Origin of the sequence: Paraburkholderia sp. MM5482-R2, from assembly GCF_050436125.1 — a bacterium.
Lineage (GTDB): Bacteria > Pseudomonadota > Gammaproteobacteria > Burkholderiales > Burkholderiaceae > Paraburkholderia > Paraburkholderia tuberum.
Map to the genome: position 1 here is coordinate 1,970,249 of NZ_JBNDLP010000002.1, position 15,353 is coordinate 1,985,601.

At 56.5% G+C, this 15,353-nt stretch carries 13 protein-coding genes and 3 pseudogenes; 9 read left to right on the forward strand and 7 right to left on the reverse strand.

Annotated features, from left to right (window positions below):
* The first annotated feature begins 283 nt into the window (after positions 1-283).
* Positions 284-532 carry a hypothetical protein gene (locus tag OKW37_RS11910; RefSeq protein ID WP_184062860.1) on the forward strand — a complete coding sequence of 83 codons (249 nt, stop codon included), beginning with the start codon at positions 284-286 and terminating at the stop codon, positions 530-532.
* Positions 533-732: 200 nt separating this feature from the next.
* Here the strand turns inward: OKW37_RS11910 and OKW37_RS11915 are convergent.
* Positions 733-1,463 (reverse strand): annotated as a pseudogene (locus OKW37_RS11915) (IS6 family transposase).
* A 43-nt stretch (positions 1,464-1,506) separates the two neighbouring features.
* On the opposite strand from OKW37_RS11915, the pseudogene OKW37_RS11920 reads away from it, so the two are divergent.
* Positions 1,507-1,668: pseudogene (locus OKW37_RS11920) on the forward strand (ABC transporter substrate-binding protein); the annotation flags it as partial.
* 676 nt (positions 1,669-2,344) lie between these two features.
* Positions 2,345-2,533, forward strand: a complete 189-nt coding sequence (locus OKW37_RS11925) for a hypothetical protein (RefSeq protein WP_429406324.1) — start codon at positions 2,345-2,347, stop codon at positions 2,531-2,533.
* A gap of 284 nt (positions 2,534-2,817) precedes the next feature.
* Here the strand turns inward: OKW37_RS11925 and OKW37_RS11930 are convergent, their stop codons facing one another.
* Positions 2,818-3,948 (reverse strand): IS110 family transposase, encoded by a 1,131-nt coding sequence (locus OKW37_RS11930; protein ID WP_090812607.1) that lies wholly within the window; start codon positions 3,946-3,948, stop codon positions 2,818-2,820.
* Between the two features lie 185 nt (positions 3,949-4,133).
* On the opposite strand from OKW37_RS11930, the gene OKW37_RS11935 reads away from it, so the two are divergent.
* Entirely contained in the window at positions 4,134-4,664 is a 531-nt protein-coding gene (locus tag OKW37_RS11935; protein WP_429406322.1) for an IclR family transcriptional regulator domain-containing protein, read from the forward strand.
* A 410-nt stretch (positions 4,665-5,074) separates the two neighbouring features.
* On the opposite strand, the pseudogene OKW37_RS11940 reads toward OKW37_RS11935, so the two are convergent.
* Positions 5,075-5,295 (reverse strand): annotated as a pseudogene (locus tag OKW37_RS11940) (DDE-type integrase/transposase/recombinase); the annotation flags it as partial.
* Positions 5,296-6,468: 1,173 nt separating this feature from the next.
* On the opposite strand from OKW37_RS11940, the gene OKW37_RS11945 reads away from it, so the two are divergent.
* The 5 genes from OKW37_RS11945 (at position 6,469) to OKW37_RS11965 (ending at position 11,331) form a co-directional block, all read left to right on the forward strand.
* Positions 6,469-7,656 (forward strand): porin, encoded by a 1,188-nt coding sequence (locus OKW37_RS11945; RefSeq protein WP_429355386.1) that lies wholly within the window; start codon positions 6,469-6,471, stop codon positions 7,654-7,656.
* Positions 7,657-8,110: 454 nt separating this feature from the next.
* Positions 8,111-8,650 carry a MarR family winged helix-turn-helix transcriptional regulator gene (locus OKW37_RS11950; RefSeq protein ID WP_429359660.1) on the forward strand — a complete coding sequence of 180 codons (540 nt, stop codon included), beginning with the start codon at positions 8,111-8,113 and terminating at the stop codon, positions 8,648-8,650.
* A gap of 372 nt (positions 8,651-9,022) precedes the next feature.
* Positions 9,023-10,588 carry a methyl-accepting chemotaxis protein gene (locus OKW37_RS11955; protein WP_429406319.1) on the forward strand — a complete coding sequence of 522 codons (1,566 nt, stop codon included), beginning with the start codon at positions 9,023-9,025 and terminating at the stop codon, positions 10,586-10,588.
* 218 nt (positions 10,589-10,806) lie between these two features.
* On the forward strand, positions 10,807-11,088 hold the full coding sequence (locus OKW37_RS11960) for a helix-turn-helix domain-containing protein (protein ID WP_429360661.1): 282 nt from the start codon (positions 10,807-10,809) through the stop codon (positions 11,086-11,088).
* Positions 11,089-11,115: 27 nt separating this feature from the next.
* On the forward strand, positions 11,116-11,331 hold the full coding sequence (locus OKW37_RS11965; RefSeq protein WP_429406318.1) for a hypothetical protein: 216 nt from the start codon (positions 11,116-11,118) through the stop codon (positions 11,329-11,331).
* Positions 11,332-11,514: 183 nt separating this feature from the next.
* Here the strand turns inward: OKW37_RS11965 and OKW37_RS11970 are convergent, their stop codons facing one another.
* From OKW37_RS11970 to OKW37_RS11985, 4 genes are all read right to left on the reverse strand, one after another.
* On the reverse strand, positions 11,515-12,186 hold the full coding sequence (locus tag OKW37_RS11970) for a GntR family transcriptional regulator (RefSeq protein WP_429355389.1): 672 nt from the start codon (positions 12,184-12,186) through the stop codon (positions 11,515-11,517).
* A gap of 143 nt (positions 12,187-12,329) precedes the next feature.
* Positions 12,330-13,028 (reverse strand): GntR family transcriptional regulator, encoded by a 699-nt coding sequence (locus OKW37_RS11975; RefSeq protein ID WP_429406316.1) that lies wholly within the window; start codon positions 13,026-13,028, stop codon positions 12,330-12,332.
* A gap of 1,059 nt (positions 13,029-14,087) precedes the next feature.
* The gene (locus tag OKW37_RS11980) at positions 14,088-14,633 is read right to left on the reverse strand and encodes a tripartite tricarboxylate transporter substrate-binding protein (protein ID WP_429406314.1); all 546 of its coding nucleotides are present in this window, start codon (positions 14,631-14,633) and stop codon (positions 14,088-14,090) included.
* Between the two features lie 133 nt (positions 14,634-14,766).
* Positions 14,767-15,312, reverse strand: a complete 546-nt coding sequence (locus OKW37_RS11985; protein ID WP_311734868.1) for a flavin reductase family protein — start codon at positions 15,310-15,312, stop codon at positions 14,767-14,769.
* Between the last annotated feature and the right edge of the window lie 41 nt (positions 15,313-15,353).

A 15,353-nucleotide genomic window follows, 5' to 3' on the forward strand; every position in this document is an offset into this window, starting at 1 on the left:
ACCCGGGGCTGATGCAGTAGCAGGCGGCTCAAGATGATGCGGCACCGACACGATACGGTTTGCCGACGACGTGGATCCGGGTCTTTTGGTTGGTCGCTCGACACGATCACCTCGACGGGCGATCATCCGCCTTTCCGTCCGTCAATTCTTGGTTCAGAGAATGTGGAAATAGCACGCTTGTCGATGGTTTGCGCTGGAGCACTGGCATACGCATCGCACGGGCACCCAACATCGGCACAGTGCATCGACAGGCGCCTTTTCGCGGGACAGAGAGGATAAAGTGATGAAGACCGGAGAGCAATCTTTACGTTTCGTAGTTGAAAAGTGGCTCGGGTTGCAACCTCCAGAGAGCGCAAGGGTGACGGCACTGGGCCGTCCGCGCTCGGGCAAAGGGCGTTTCGTGTGCGTCGAGACCGTACACGGCAGCGAAAGACTCGCACTGTTTTTCTTTCGGCACGACGACGGATGCTGGAAGGTCTTTCCTCCTGCTGCGGCGTTGCCAGAGATGGCTTTGGAGCGTCTGTTTGGGTAGCCTAAATCGGGCCTGTCAGTAATTTCGTGTTCGAGGCATACAACCCCGCGTACAAGCAGGAAATTATCAAAATTCCTGCTGTACGCATAATCGAGGCAGGGCCGGTCGTCGAGGACCGTAATACAGCGGCCGCGAAGTAGGGCTCTTGTCAGCTTGGCGGGCACAGACTGACCTGTGTCGCTCAAGAGTAGTTATCCTTATCAAATAATTTTCTCGACTGCGGCAGAGACAGTCCAAGCATGCCATGCGGCGAAGGGTTCTCTGAGTACGGCACGATGACAGGCCGCGGTCATCCGATGTCCGGGCGACGCGAAGTGCTGCCCGATCGGGCCGAAGCATGAGAGAAATGTCTGCGTGCGACGGGATCGCGAAAGCCGCACATCTGGCGTTCGCGCCTGCGGGTCGGCTGGTGGCTGTTCTCGGCGCGGTTGTTCACGCATGCAGCTGCTTTGACGAAAACGTGCTTCACATGAGCGAGCTCGGGAATCTCAGCCTTCGCCGCCGGATAGCTGCGAAGCTGGTCGGTAACGATCCGGCGCCGCGCCGGGTTTGAACGCAGCAGGCGCTTGAAGAAGCGCTTTGCCGCGGCCTTGTTGCGCCGCTTTTGCACCAGCACATCGAGATCGGCGCCATGCTCGTCCACTGCACGCCACAACAGATACGGCTCGCCGCGCAGCGTCACGAACAGCTCGTCCAGATGCCAGGTGCTGCCCGGCTTGCGCCGCGCCGCTTTCGCGCACTGGGCGAATCGAGCGCCGAACTTGTCGCACCAGCAACGGATCGTTTCATACGTGACCACGACACCACGCTCGAGCATCAACTCCTCGATGTCGCGCAAGCTCAGGCTGAACCGGCAATACCAGCGAACCGCGCAACTGATGATGACCGCAGGGAAGCGGTGGCCGTGATAAGGCGATTTCGTTTCTTTCATCACTTCATTCTACCGCCGCCTCCCCACCAACCTGACAGTGCCCTTCATGGTCATCCGGCAGGCGATGGGTGTCGCCAGGAGTCGGCGCGAAATGGCTGCGAAGATGTTGCGTGAGTTCGTTGAGGACATGAAACGAAACGGTTTCGTCGCGCAAGCGCTTGAACGCCACCGTATTGCAGGTGCCTCTGTCGCGCCGCTCGAGTAAATAGCAGGGAAGGGTGTAGAAGCGCGGTCCGCTGGATGACCGTTGCGTGACGCCACTGCGGCTCGGGTGACCGTAGACGGTCACGGCTGAAGGTGAGCTGCCGTCGGCCGTCGGCCGTCGCCGTCACGTTGCCATTCGAGATGGTTACTTTCCTTTTTGGGGTGCCGCCTCTTACCACGGGCAATCAGTGTCGAAGATGAATCGAACACTTCCGACCGCATCGCCTACATGCGCGAAGCTACGTGTTGCTTGTCAAAAGGTTCTAAATAAGGATTACGTTCCGAACGCAACAGAATGCGCAGCTATGGCATTGGTAGACCACGTAGTGATTGAAGCTCCGCAGACTTTCCAGATTATTTACGCGGTAACTAAGTTTAATTTGAGCGGGTGTGCTGTGCGTTGGTACTGCTCAATCGGTTCGGAACGGGCTTGAGGTAGGAGGCCGATGCGTGATGGCATGCAGTTACCGACGATTCGTAACCATGCCCGGGCGCGGTTCTCCGACTTTGATCGTGTAAGGAAGATCGCTTAGGGTCATTGCTCGAGCGGCGTCAACTGGCCGAGCGCGCTGCGGTCAATAAGCTGTTCGGCGTACACCGTGGATGCGCGTCGCGCATCTCCCGCGTTTGCGAATGAATGCTTCTCCGGTACATGAAACGGCGCGCAGCACGATCCGGTGCTGTCGGATGCACGCTTCGATGGTATCGCCGACTTTTTCGGCGAGCGGCGGCAGTACTCCATAGTCGAAGCGCAAGCGCAATTGCCTCTGCCTGTATCCAAGAGCGACGCCGTATACGCGTCGCTGGTCAAGCGGGCGGTGAAGCTCGCAAAGAGAGCAGAACTGCGCTCGGGGTTCCAGGGTTGATATGACTTCTCGTGTCAATATGATCGGTTCTGTGTTTTCGATGTTTGAATTTCCTGAGGGCGACGTAGCAGTAAATCTCGACGGTGGATCAAGCTGATATCCGCGGATTGGCTACCGCATTACAGATGTCCGCCCAATGAGCCTTCCGCTACCTACCACCGCAATTCGGATGAGATCCGTTGCCTACCCTGGTCGCGGGTTACTCGTGTGCCGGGCTACGCCGCCTTCAGGAAACTCCTGCACGTGTCGTTACGGTGGATGCAGACGCAGGGCATTGCTGTACATCATGGCATCTGTGTCTCGCGCGGTATGGCCAGCGACAAGGAGAGCCGGCAGATGTCCCAGATGAATCCGCTGAGTTCACGGGCAACTGCGACTACGGCGATATTCTTCTGCTTGCCGCGCGCGACGAGTTTGCGATAGCGTCGGCACAAGCGCACCTGTGCGTCCCAGGCTCGATCTACAATCGGTTTAGGCAGACCTTCGTGACGACGCTGAATATCGGGGCTCACACGCGCAGGGTGGCGATAGCTCCATGCAGCTTCAACTAGCAGCTTTCTTGCATAACTGTTGCCGCTTTTAGTGATGCTGCCCTGACGACGCTTGCCGCCCGATGAGTGCTCGGACGGCGTCACCCCGAGCCACGCCATCAACTGGCGTGGGTGCACGAAGCGTGAGAGATCGCCCAGCTCGGCGAGCATGCCCACTGCCGTGGTGAACTGGACACCGCGCATTGCCTGCAGGCCCAGGACGGCGGGATAGAAGCGCCAGTTGACGACTGCCTCACGCAGCGCGGACTCCAGCCGGTCACATTGGGCGAGCCGGTCTTCGATCGCGCGACGTAGCTCTTCAAACGCAAACTGCTGCCACGCACTGTCGAAGCTGTATGCGCTCAGCCAGCGTCGGTGCGCCGGCCCCCAGTCGGCAGAGCCGGTGTAGCGCACGCCGTGCGACAGCAGAAAGGCTTTTACCCGTTGCCGTGCACGCTTGAGGTCGTCCTTGGCAATCACCCATGCGCGGGCCAGATCCCGGAATGCTTCATCGTCGATGCTGGGGACGTATACGGCCGACAGGTCGCCGGCACGCAGCGATCGGACGAGCTTGACGGCATCACGTCTGTCAGTCTTGATGTGCTCACCTGGCTTGCGGGGAATCAGCGAGGGCGCGCAGACCATGCACTGGAATTCTTTCTGGACAAGCTGCCGGTAAAGCCCATATCCGCACGGACCGGCTTCGTAGACGATGCTGACGCATCGCGCTTTAGATTGCAGTCTCTTGCACAACCGTTCCACGTCGGCCTGCGTAGTACCGATCTTGCCGAGCAGTTCAACCTCGCCCGAACCAATGGCATAGGCGACCGTGATCGAATCCTTATGAACATCAAGACCCACGTAAAGAGTGCTATCGTGCTCCATGCTGGCCTCCGCGTCGGAAATCGCCGGGTGCGGCACGTCCGCACCGTGCGGCTCTGACAGCAATGCTAACCCGCGTTTGATTCCGTTGCGGCAGGCCAGCCTCTGTCCCGCAGGAAGTCATACTGCCTACCTCGGCCCGGCCGACTGACACGCGCAAGCATGGCATGCATCGGCACCTCTGGCCTATGCTTCCGCTGCTCGCGCTCGCGATGGCCATGCAGGACGAGACAATCGCGAGCTTCGGCGGCGAGTCTATCTGGACGATCGACGTCATCGCCAACATCGTCAAATGCGCGGACGCGATGATAGCGATCATCTGGGTGGGGAAGGCGGACGGGCAGCGGACGGCCTTTTGCTACGATCCCGACGTGGGCCAGGCAGCACGACTTTTATGCACGTCGACCGGACACGCATGGCTCATGACGATGACCGATGAACAGGCGGCCGCGCTGGTCTTGAAACAGGGCTTCGGACAGCCGAATGAATTCGGACCCAATGCGCCGACGACGCTCAGGGCGCTGCTCGGTTTTCTGCACGCTGCACGGGTCCGTGGCTATGCGATGATCGACGAGGTGTTCGCGCCGCGCATGTCGGCGATTACCACGCCCGTGCGGCTCGCGCTGCGTTGGCGTCATCAGCCCGGCCGGTCCGAGAGGACGGCTGACCGTGGGAAAAATACACGAGTATTCGGTACTGCTGGGCGAGGCGGCCAATGAGCTAGTCCAGTTGAGCAACCTGGCGGGGTTCCCAAGTCGGCCGCCGCTCGGCAAGGGATGAGAAAATCGGGGCTTACGCCGTCCAGCTGACGGGGCTTGCGCCCTTTGGTCGAACCGCTATCTCCGGCACGCCGTGACCGGAGTCGCGTGACACATCAGAAGCCGGGACTTTAATCGGCAAGCGCCTTCGCGCGAAAGCCGACCACTACGCAGGTCGCTGGCTTTACTGGGGAGCTTGCGGAATGTGTACCGAGAGTGACCACCCGCCTCGTATCGGAATGATCCGTTGCGGCTTGAGGCAGTCAAACTGCCAGACAAACGCATCGAATGTGCTCTGGTGATCGACGAGGATCTGGTGCAAATAGGTAGTGGATAGTGGGTCCGTTATGCCTTGAGATATGGATGCCTTATCAATTGAAAATGACGGCATTCCAGACGGAGGGGCAGTGATGTCCTCAAGCGCAAGAGCGGACAGGTCAAACTGCCCCTTGCGAATGCGATGCATCAACTCGATGCCTGAAATCGTAGTCTGGGCATTTATGAACCTCTTGAGCCCGCGCATCACATTCGCCCTGGACTTGATGTGACGATGGTCTTGTTCGATCAGGTTATTGAGGTACTTCGAGGAGCGCACCTTCGTATCCTTGGAAGCAGTCCATAGGACTTCATCTCACGCCCAGCCCGGTGCGACGCTGCATACCCATATGGCGTGGCCGTCTCCCGTGGTCGCCCTGATGCTTGACTGCCTTGGTGAAAAAGGCCTTAGCTGCTGCGACATCGCGCGGCATCACAGCACAAGGTCGTGATACGTGCGCAAGGTTATAACGCGCAACTCAATAGTCGCGAACCGCCACCATTGAATGGCAAATTGCGCCAGTTGGGGAAGCCAAGGGTTTTCACCAGAATATGGCTCATTGACATTGTAGGCCGCTATAAATACTATTTTGACTGAGTACAACGAATTCTATTGTGCCTGCTTTTAGGTGCGCGCTTCCAGTGGAAGACGTTGGCATGCGCGCCCTGCTTTCCGCCACGTGTCTTCGTGACACGCGGCTCTTCGCGGTCCGCGGGGTCACGGCTGCGAGCGCGCTTCTTCTTCTTTTGTCACCGGGTCATGGTGGCGGGGCAATTACGACGGCCGAAAACGTGGCTTTGATCGCGAGGATGATACTGAAGGGCATTTCGATCGCAGGCATACAGCTTGGCGAATATCCTCTGTCGACCCATATCTATCCAACACGTTCCGGGGATCCGGTGTGGGATAAATGGTGACTCTCTCCCATGTCGGTGCGATTAGCGCGGTATCGACCGCCGGATTGGCAATCAAGACGTCGGTTGCTGCTTACGTTTCCGTCGGGGCGGCGGTTGCGATCGGCATTATTGGTGCGCATTAGGTGGTATCAGGATGCATTAGAAAAGCGTTATCGAGATCATGCGAATCCGAAGCCGAACATGATGCTGAAGGCTGATCCGCGGACTCTCACGGAGTGACGGATTAGAAGGTGATTGATGGCCGTGGGAAGTCGGAAGACGGTGTGGTCAAGCTCATGGCTACTAGGGGTGGTCGACAACTGGGCCGACGCCGGCCCCTTTCTCTATTTGGTCGGTGCCTACGGGCAACTGGCACCGCCCCAGGCGCTCGCCATTCAAGAATTGCTTCGGGCGTCCCGCCGGGTCCCGACGTCGCATTGGATGCTGCACATCTCCAGGAGGGCAACGGACCGGCGTAACAAATTGACCTACTCGCGTTTGTAATTCAATAGCAGTCGGTTTCAGAGATCACATATAACAATCAGGAGAATGTATGAATCACCAGGGGACGTGGAGGAAACACCGGTGGGCCGCGGTGCCGCTTGCATGTGCATCAGTTTGCATGAGCGTTACGGCCGCCCGTGCGCAAAGTAGCGTCATGCTTGGAGGATTTCTTGACGAAGGTGTCGCCACCTATCGTGATTCAGGTGGGGCCCGTTTGTATCAAATGCAGGATTCCGCCATCTTTCCCACCAAGTTTTTCTTCCGCGGGAGCGAGGACATGGGAGGGGGCCTGCGCGCAAACTTCAGCCTCGACTCGATGATCAGCCTGAGCACAGGGGGACTTGATCCGCAGTCGCGCGGCGCGATGTTCGAGAACTCGTCGTGGGTCGGACTCAGTCAAGCAGGGATTGGCAGCTTCCGCCTCGGGCGCCAGAACGACTTCGCCTTCGACTACTACCTGATCGGTGGTATCGATCCGGCAACGGGCATCGCTGGCGGTATGCTCAACTTCCGGACCGGTAGCTTCGGTGCCGACCTGCTCGGCGTTTCAGGGCCGGCGCAGATTGCTGGCGCCGTCTCGGGCGGCCCGTTCGCGCCTATCACGACGAACGGCCAAATTTCTGGATTAGCGGCCATCAACTGGGATCGTGTCGGCGGCAAGCGGATGGCGAATGCCATCAAGGTTGTGTCGGAGGAATATGCCGGGCTGTCGGCTGGCGTCATGTATAGCTTCGGCGGCACAGCGGGCGACTTCAACAACGGGGCCGGAAAAAGCGCGGCGATCAGCTTCCGGAATGGTGAAACGCGTGCTGCTGTTGTTTACACTGAGCAAAACTATGCGCCGGTCAACAATGGACATAGTGGCATCGCCAACCTGCTCGCCGGAGCAAGGACGAAGTTCGGCCATTTCACTGTCTCAGGGATGTATAGCGACGCGCGCAACACCCATACGGGGGCCAAGATTTACGCCCTGGCCGGTGGCGTCGGATATGACTTCTCACCGGCCTGGAACCTCGGCGGCGCTTATACCTACGAAAATGGTAACGCGTTGCTGAAGAACGTGGTGATCAACCAGGCCGCGTTGCAGTTGACGTACACGTTGTCGAGACGCACCGCGGTCTATGCCGCCGGCGTATATCAACGCACCAACGGCGCATACGCTGCAGAAATCGGGAACATCGTGGCAAGCGGCAATATCCAGACTGTTTTCCAGCTTGGCATGATGCATCGATTCTGATGCTTCATTGAGGAACGGCAGCGATGATCATGTTTTCGTCATCGCTGTCGTGGCCTTCTTGGGTTATGCACCGGGGGCCGCAAATACTGCCATCCGTCCGTTCCAAGCGGTCGCCAAGGTTAGCGCGGCGCAATTCGAACTCAGTGCCAGCGTGCCTCGATTGATCAGTTTTGCCTTTCCGCTGCGATTTGGGTAGGAAAGTCCGCCCCGTCAAGCTCAGAAAGTGCCCCAATTTCCCCTCGTTCGAAGTAATGATAATATTCACATTTGAATGCTATAATAAAGTCCAACGTCTTCGGAAACGTTCGACCCGCGGATGAGAGCAATTCGGTGCGCCGGGCAAGCAGTAGCAGCGCAGGAGCGAATGATCAACCATAGTACGAGGTGGTTTTAGGACGTATAGAGCACGCCCAACCACTGGTTCCGACCACCTTTGCAGGAAAAGCAGCAAGAAATGAAGAGCGAGGAGGGGCTACACCTAGGTTATGAGGCGGAAGTCCCGGCTTTAAGTTGGCTCACCCGTATTGTTGAGATTGACAAAGCGATCTCCGAGTCTGCTGATCAACATTTGAAGTCATCGCTTGGGATTTCGTTTGCACAGGCGAAGGTCGTCGCATGCCTGGCTGGGCACCAATTCATGACGCAGGTTCAACTCGCGCACCGGCTGCATTTCGATATGGGGGCGCTATCCAGAATCATTCCGCGTCTCATGGATGCTGGAGTTGTAATGAGGTCTCGGCATCCAAACGACTGTCGCTGCTGGTGTGTTCAGCTTACGGGAAGCGGAGTTGCGATGGCTGCGAACATTACAGCCATTCTCGGCGCAGCTGACAATAAATTGATTGGCCTCTTAACCGAGGATGAAGCCGATATTTTTATTGCGTTGCTTAAGCGCCTGCTTGCTAATTCCCCAGCCCACGGCTCAATCGATGTCTCGAGATTTGCCGTGACGGGCAGTCCAAGACCCTCCAGCGTCGTTGGCGCACCGGCGTGAACGGCAACCTCCCTTCTCCGCCCTAAAACGTGGCCAGCGGATGATCTAATCCAGCGCGTCTTTGCGTTGCCCTTTACCCACGACGTCTTCTCGCCGCCGCGGCCGCGAGCAACGGTCTGAACAAACGCCAGCATTGCGCGCCATGCACGGCTTTCGCCCAGTCGACGCGACTGTCCGGATGCCGCATGCGCGGCACGCTGGTCCTGCTCGAGTTCAGAGTTTCCAGTGCGCACGCGTACAGGGCGGTTATCGATCTTGCGGGGCGCGGCTATAACGCATCAGGCCAGATTACACAATTAACGTTGTCACCTATCCATACTCATAGGGCTCATGCCGAAATACAAAGTATACAATTAATGTAGGCAATAAAACATGCTCCTGCTTCTTTGCAATCTCAAAATACGCAACCGGCTGTTTGTAAGTTTCGCAATCGTTATCGTGCTGCTATGCAGTGCCGCGGGATTTGCGCTCTTCCAGGCGCATCAGATTCAATCACATCTAATGGACATCAAACAGAATTGGATGGAGTCAGTCAAAACGATTGCGGATCTTCGTCTGGCGCTCAGTACAGATCGTCGTTCCACGCTGGGTCTTGTCTTGTCTGATACCAAGAATGCCAAAGATACCAATGCTGCGATTCGAGCCGAAGCCTTGAATCAGCTGAGAAAGAGTGTCGATCGCTATGAGAAACACGCGCGCCCGGGCGAGGATCGTCAGTATTTCGAGAACGATAAGAAAGCAATCGCTGCGTACGCGATGATCAACAAAGAACTCTACACGCTTGCAATGTCTGATAATCCGGATCTTGCTACCGAGCGTGTGCTCGCCAACACCAAGATTTTTGCTGTTTTCAAATCCACGGAGGAGACGCTCACCGCCCATATGGACTTCATTCAGAAGCAGGCAGATCAGGCTGCGGAAAAGGCCATTCATGACTATGATGTGGCCTTGATGCTGACGTTCACCGTAATATGTATCGCTATCGTTGCTACGGTATATGTCTGCAACACGGTTGCGACGTCGATCGTCTTCCCGTTGAATGACGCCGTAAAGATTGCTGAGGCAGTTGCGTCAGGGGATTTGACGTCAGAAGTCAGGGTACATTCCGATACTGAACTTGGCCAATTGATGCGCGCGCTTCGCAGCATGAATGAGAGTCTCGTGGATATCGTAAAGCAGGTCCGGTCCGGCAGTGAGGCGGTATTGACCGGCGCATCCGAAATCGCCGCGGGGAACGAGAATCTGAGCCAGCGCACCGAGGAACAGGCGGCGTCTCTCGAGCAGACGGTAGCTTCGATCCAGCAGTTGACGGCGACGGTGCAGAACAACGCGGCGAATGCCAAACAAGGCCTCAAACTCGCACAGACTACGTCCGATCTGGCAAACAGCGGTGGAGAGGTCATGAAACACGTTGTGACCACCATGAGCGGCATTGCCGATCAATCGAGGAAAGTCGCCGACATCATTGCGACTATCGATGGCATCGCTTTTCAGACCAATATCCTAGCCCTTAACGCGGCGGTCGAAGCCGCACGTGCTGGCAACGAAGGCCGTGGCTTCGCCGTCGTGGCCCAGGAAGTCCGCACGCTGGCTCAACGCTCGGCAACGGCGGCCAAAGAGATCAAGGAATTGGTCAGCAATTCGGTCACCCGCGTTGTCCAAGGATCTCAACTGGTGAACGATGCCGGGTCCAAAATCAACGACGTGGTGAGTGAGTTCACCCGGGTCTCGACTCTGATGGAGGAGATCACCCACGCATCCGATGACGGCCACCGCGGCATCATGGAGATAAATAAGGCGATCGGCGAAATCGATACAGTGACCCAGCACAACGCAGCCTTGGTCGAAGAGGCCGCTGCTGCAGCCCGTGGCGTTCATGCAGAAGCAGAGCGCCTACAGACACTGGTTACTAACTTCAAGATCGCACGCGCCATCTAAATCAGAGTCTCCAGGCACAAAAAAAGCCATCGATGAGGGATGGTTTCCTTGATATCGACGAAGACTGCGGTACTGCGGACAACTTATTGCAACAGAACCGAGAAAAAGCCCCCGATGTTAATTAACTGCATCCCAAAAGTTCGACACGGATCCAACCTTTGGGGTGTTTTTCATGGCGAAGTACGATAAGCGGTTCAAACTGAAGTTAAGCAACACGCATTTGCGCGAGGGGAGTTGGGCGGCCAGTATTGGCAGCCCGCCACGAGATCGGCTACTCGATGTTGCGTCGCTGGGTTGATGCCTATCGTTTGCACGGCGACGCAACGCTATGCCCTAAGCGCAGTCGATACGACGTTCACTTCGCGGGCCGAAGGTGCTCAGGCTCACGTCGCGTGAGGGGCTTTCCCTGCGCGAAGTCACGGCTCTGTAGGACATCCACGATCCTGCCAGGGTCTCGCAATGGGTGCGCCTATATGATGAGGGCGCTGCAGATGCTCTGATGCCCCGCCGACGATGGCGTCCAAAAAATGGCCAAGACCCGGCGTGACCTGCCTGTTGAAGAGAAAGCTGCCGATACGCGATCACGCGAAGAACAACTCAGGGAACTCGTGTATCTGCGGATGGAGGCGGCGTATCTGAAAAAGCTCGATGCGCTGTCCAGGGGAAAAAACCAAACAGCACAAAAGAAAAACACGCAAATCGTGAAGGGCTGCGGACTCGGTATCCGCTTGCCGCACTACTGAAAATCGCGGGACTGGGCGGTGAGCGCGTATCACCGCACGGATAATGCTGACAACGCCATGAAGCCACCACGAATGCCAACATCGTGTCCAGCGGCAAGGTACCGTGGGGCCGAACACCTCCTGTACACGACGTTCCAATCAAATGAGCGTAAGGGGGCACAGATTGCGGCCCTCCTTTCGTTTTTAGGCCCCTCTAGCGGCCAGCACCCTCACCAGTCCTTCCAAAACCACTGAACGCCCTTGATCATAGGCTGCAAGCAGATGAACTCTGTCCCGACTTTCCAGTGCCTGCACCAATCGCGCTTCGATATCTGCCCGGCGATGTTCCGGACTTGCCGAGACATCCGCGGCCAGCGCACGATAGCGATCCGACAAACGCATCAAACGCAGGATTTCTAGCTTGATCACCTTGTGTGGAGACAGTTCGAAAATCGTGTCGTGGAAAGCACGGTGCTTTTCGATCCAGCCATCGCGATTACCCGCCGCCAGCAACTCCGTGAGATCTGTAAGCATTCGCTTGAGCAGCGTCAGCTGCTCGGGCGTAGGCCACTCGATCGTGCTCAGCAGTTCTGCCTCAAGCAGTTGACGCATCCGATATAGTTGTCGGGCCTCATCACTTGACAACTGTGCGACAAAGAATCCACGATTCGGATCGTGCTCAATGATGCCTTCTGCCGCCAAGAGCTTCAGTGCTTCCCGGATCGGAACGCGGCTGATCCCGAATCGATCAGCAAGTTCCGACTGCCGCAGTTGGAGGCCCGGTGCTAACACCCCTCGATTAATCAGCTTGCGCGTCTCTGCGGCCACGTGAGCCGGAAAATCAACGGTGTCCGTTTCGCGAAGTGCGGTGACCATCTACTCCCCACCAAAACGAAATACATTTTGGTCTTATATATCAAGATTCGAACTTCCGAGTATCTCTCGTTGGCAAAATGAAGAAAAGCCCTTTTCTGTTCAGGATTCCGACAGCAGATCACTCACGGTGCCGTTTTTTTCGTTTATTCCCAGGCCGCAAGCACTATCATCAACCCGTCAAGAACCACCGTTCGCCCTTTCTCATAAGTTGAGAGCAGCAATTCCCGGTCTTTGCTTTCCAAAGCGTTCACGAGTTTTGCTTCGATATTAGCGTTACGATTTTGCGGATGCGTTGAAATATCGGCAGCCAGCGCCCGATAACGATCGGTGAGTCGCAACAATCGTAGGACTTCCCGTTTAATCACTTTATTAGGCGAGAGGTTGAAAATCTTATCGTGAAGTGTGCGGTGTAATTCGATCCACCCCTCACGATTACCGGCTTGAATCAATTCTTCAAGTCGGGACAGTAAGCCCTTGAATTCCCTGATCTGCGCGGATGTGGGCCATTCAACCGTCATGAGCAACTCTGCTTCGAGGAGTTGGCGCATCCAATACAACTGTCGGGCCTCACCGCTCGACAACTGAGCGACGAAAAATCCACGATTCGGATCGTGTTCGATGATGCCTTCCGCCGCCAGTAGTTTCAATGCCTCACGCACCGGCACACGGCTGATGCCGAAACGTTCCGCGAGGTCCGACTGTCGTAGTTGAAAGCCGGGCGCGAGCGTTCCCCTATTGATCAGTTTTCGCGTCTCTGACGCCACCTGAGCTGGAAAGTCAATGCCATCCACTTCCGGGACGGTAGCAATAGGAGTTCGGCCTGGTGTCGGAATCGCATTCATTTTAGTATTATATCTGAGAATCTTCGCCTGACAACGTTGTCAGGCGATTCGGTGATCGACCGTTAGAAGGTCTTATAAACTCCCGGCCAGGAAAAGCGCAGAGCCTGGCCAACGGAGATAATCGGGTGAGGAATGGTACTTCTGCGCGCCGTATAGCTGACGTTGATGAACGAGAACGCGCCACAGCGTCGCTATGCCCCGCGCGAGATGTTCAACACTCCTTGCTGGGTTGTGGGCTGGTGCATCGTGACGCTTGTTGCTTGCCCAATGACTTTCGAGCGTGGGAGTCGTCGAACAGCAGACGCAGCGCTGGGTTGAGGAGGCTGTCTCGATGCGATAGACAATGACCTGTGTTCGATCGTCCGGGTCGCGCAGGAGCGCAGTGGTAAATCGAGCGCGGTCTTTGTGGACGGTCGACCTACGCGAGAGCGCCACGTGCGGGTCACGACGGCTACAAACGAAAATGCGGCGGCGAGGTCCACGCGAACGCAGCTTTGCTGGCTCAACTGCGTCCGCCGGCTGAGCCAGACGCGCAGTCATTTATACCCCGGAATTGGCTTGCGCAAAAAACTTGGTTACCACCGCCCGCAAATTCGCCACGCTGCACTGTCAATGTGGAGAAGCGTGAAGGACTTTATGTCCGCATAGATGAAAGTACGTCTGTTCAGAGACATTTCGGCCAGTGCCAGATGTAGCAGTCGAGGCCCCAAACAGAAACTTCCCCGTTCGTCCTGCGCCACCGATCCGGTGCTGCGTAGGCTACAAATGTATCGGTAGGCTGGTACTGCGCGACATGTTCAAGTGTGTCGAAATCTCCTGCTGGCGAAGTGCGAAACATTCTTCCACGGCACCGGTGGCGCATGCGTGATCCGAATGCCAAACGCCGCCAAGATCACGCTTTCATTGCAACCTGGTCACGCAAAAGCCAGCTCATTACGACCTTGGGTTTAAGCGTCTTATCCAGCTTCGCCATGAAAAACCCCAAGGGTCGGATTTATCTCCAATTCTTGGGGTTCAGTGCAACGATAGGGGTTTTCTATGTTGCACCGTGGTTTCAGATCAGTACACGAAGCCGGGCATCACTTCGCTCGCAGTGGGAACATCCTTGATCTCGGGGATACGCGCCGAACCAAAGACCACCAGGGGACGCATCTGACCTTTCTTGATGTACGGGGCTGCGACATCGTACGGAACCGGGATCACCTGCACCTTCGCTTTCATCAAACCGTCGATTTCCTCTGCGGTATCCTTGTACGATAACTTGACCATGCGAACACCGTTACGCTTTTGCAATGTGGTCATCGCGGTCAGGTCGCGCGTACCGTCAGCCGTCGTACCGAAGGTGTAGCAATCCGGATTATCTTTCAGGCGACTAATCAGATCCGCGTAGTCCTTGATGTCGGTTCCGGACACGCCTTTGCCGATTTCAGCGACCAGAACAACACCCGTGGGCGCACCAACCGGGGCTGCCGCTGCCGGCTTAGCCGCAGGTGCAGCAATAGGTGCAGGTGCCGGTTTGGCAGGTGTACTCGCGAGGGCGACGCCCGAGATCAGTGCGCCCGCTGCGAGGACTGTCGAGAGGAAGAGTTTCCGGGTCAGTTTCAAGATCAATTGTCTCCAAGTATTCTAAAGGATGCCTGAAAGGCGGCTAACAATAATGCATTTTGTGATTAACAAAATCGCATCATATCTTGCGTGCGGAATAATGCGGGCCGTACCTCCATCTGAAATTTTTGGATTAGTCGGACCCCCAGTTGGAGATCCACAGTAAATCATGGAAATCGACGGCTCTATTCGCCTGAAATTCGCCGTAAGAGCCTTGGGAATACAGCAGCGGCGTCGTTGCGTCGCCATTAATGGCAGTGCCTTCGACATGCCCAAAAATCACGGCGTGGGTACCAATCTCAATGATACGTTCGACGCTGCAATCGAAATTGACCATAGTATTGGCCAAAGCCGGAGCCCCCGTCTTAATACGATTCCACGTCCCTGCCTGAAACTTTTCTTGCGGCGAAATGGGTCGCGAGAACCGCTGCGCCAATTCCCGCTCACTGCGCGCCAGAACGTTGACGACGAAGTTGCCAGTGGCCTGCACGTGCGCCAGAGACGAGTTTGCACGATTGATACAGACCAGCAGAATAGGAGGCGCTGCACTAACAGACGTCACAGCGGTTGCGGTCATGCCGGCAAGCGGTCCGTCCGTGTCCGAACCGGTAGTGATCAAACATACGTGCCCGGTCAAACAGCGCATGGCGCGTTTGAATTCGGATTCTTCTATGCTCACCTCACCCTCCAATCAAAAAACCAGACGGAGAAAATGGAGGG

What these genes read in the sequence shown, in the direction of transcription:
- OKW37_RS11910 (WP_184062860.1), top strand. Translation starts at nt 284, where the DNA reads ATGAAGACCGGAGAGCAATCTTTACGTTTCGTAGTTGAAAAGTGGCTC.
- OKW37_RS11930 (WP_090812607.1), bottom strand. Translation starts at nt 3,948, where the DNA reads ATGGAGCACGATAGCACTCTTTACGTGGGTCTTGATGTTCATAAGGAT.
- OKW37_RS11935 (WP_429406322.1), top strand. Translation starts at nt 4,134, where the DNA reads ATGCTTCCGCTGCTCGCGCTCGCGATGGCCATGCAGGACGAGACAATC.
- OKW37_RS11945 (WP_429355386.1), top strand. Translation starts at nt 6,469, where the DNA reads ATGAATCACCAGGGGACGTGGAGGAAACACCGGTGGGCCGCGGTGCCG.
- OKW37_RS11950 (WP_429359660.1), top strand. Translation starts at nt 8,111, where the DNA reads ATGAAGAGCGAGGAGGGGCTACACCTAGGTTATGAGGCGGAAGTCCCG.
- OKW37_RS11955 (WP_429406319.1), top strand. Translation starts at nt 9,023, where the DNA reads ATGCTCCTGCTTCTTTGCAATCTCAAAATACGCAACCGGCTGTTTGTA.
- OKW37_RS11965 (WP_429406318.1), top strand. Translation starts at nt 11,116, where the DNA reads ATGGCCAAGACCCGGCGTGACCTGCCTGTTGAAGAGAAAGCTGCCGAT.
- OKW37_RS11970 (WP_429355389.1), bottom strand. Translation starts at nt 12,186, where the DNA reads ATGGTCACCGCACTTCGCGAAACGGACACCGTTGATTTTCCGGCTCAC.
- OKW37_RS11975 (WP_429406316.1), bottom strand. Translation starts at nt 13,028, where the DNA reads ATGAATGCGATTCCGACACCAGGCCGAACTCCTATTGCTACCGTCCCG.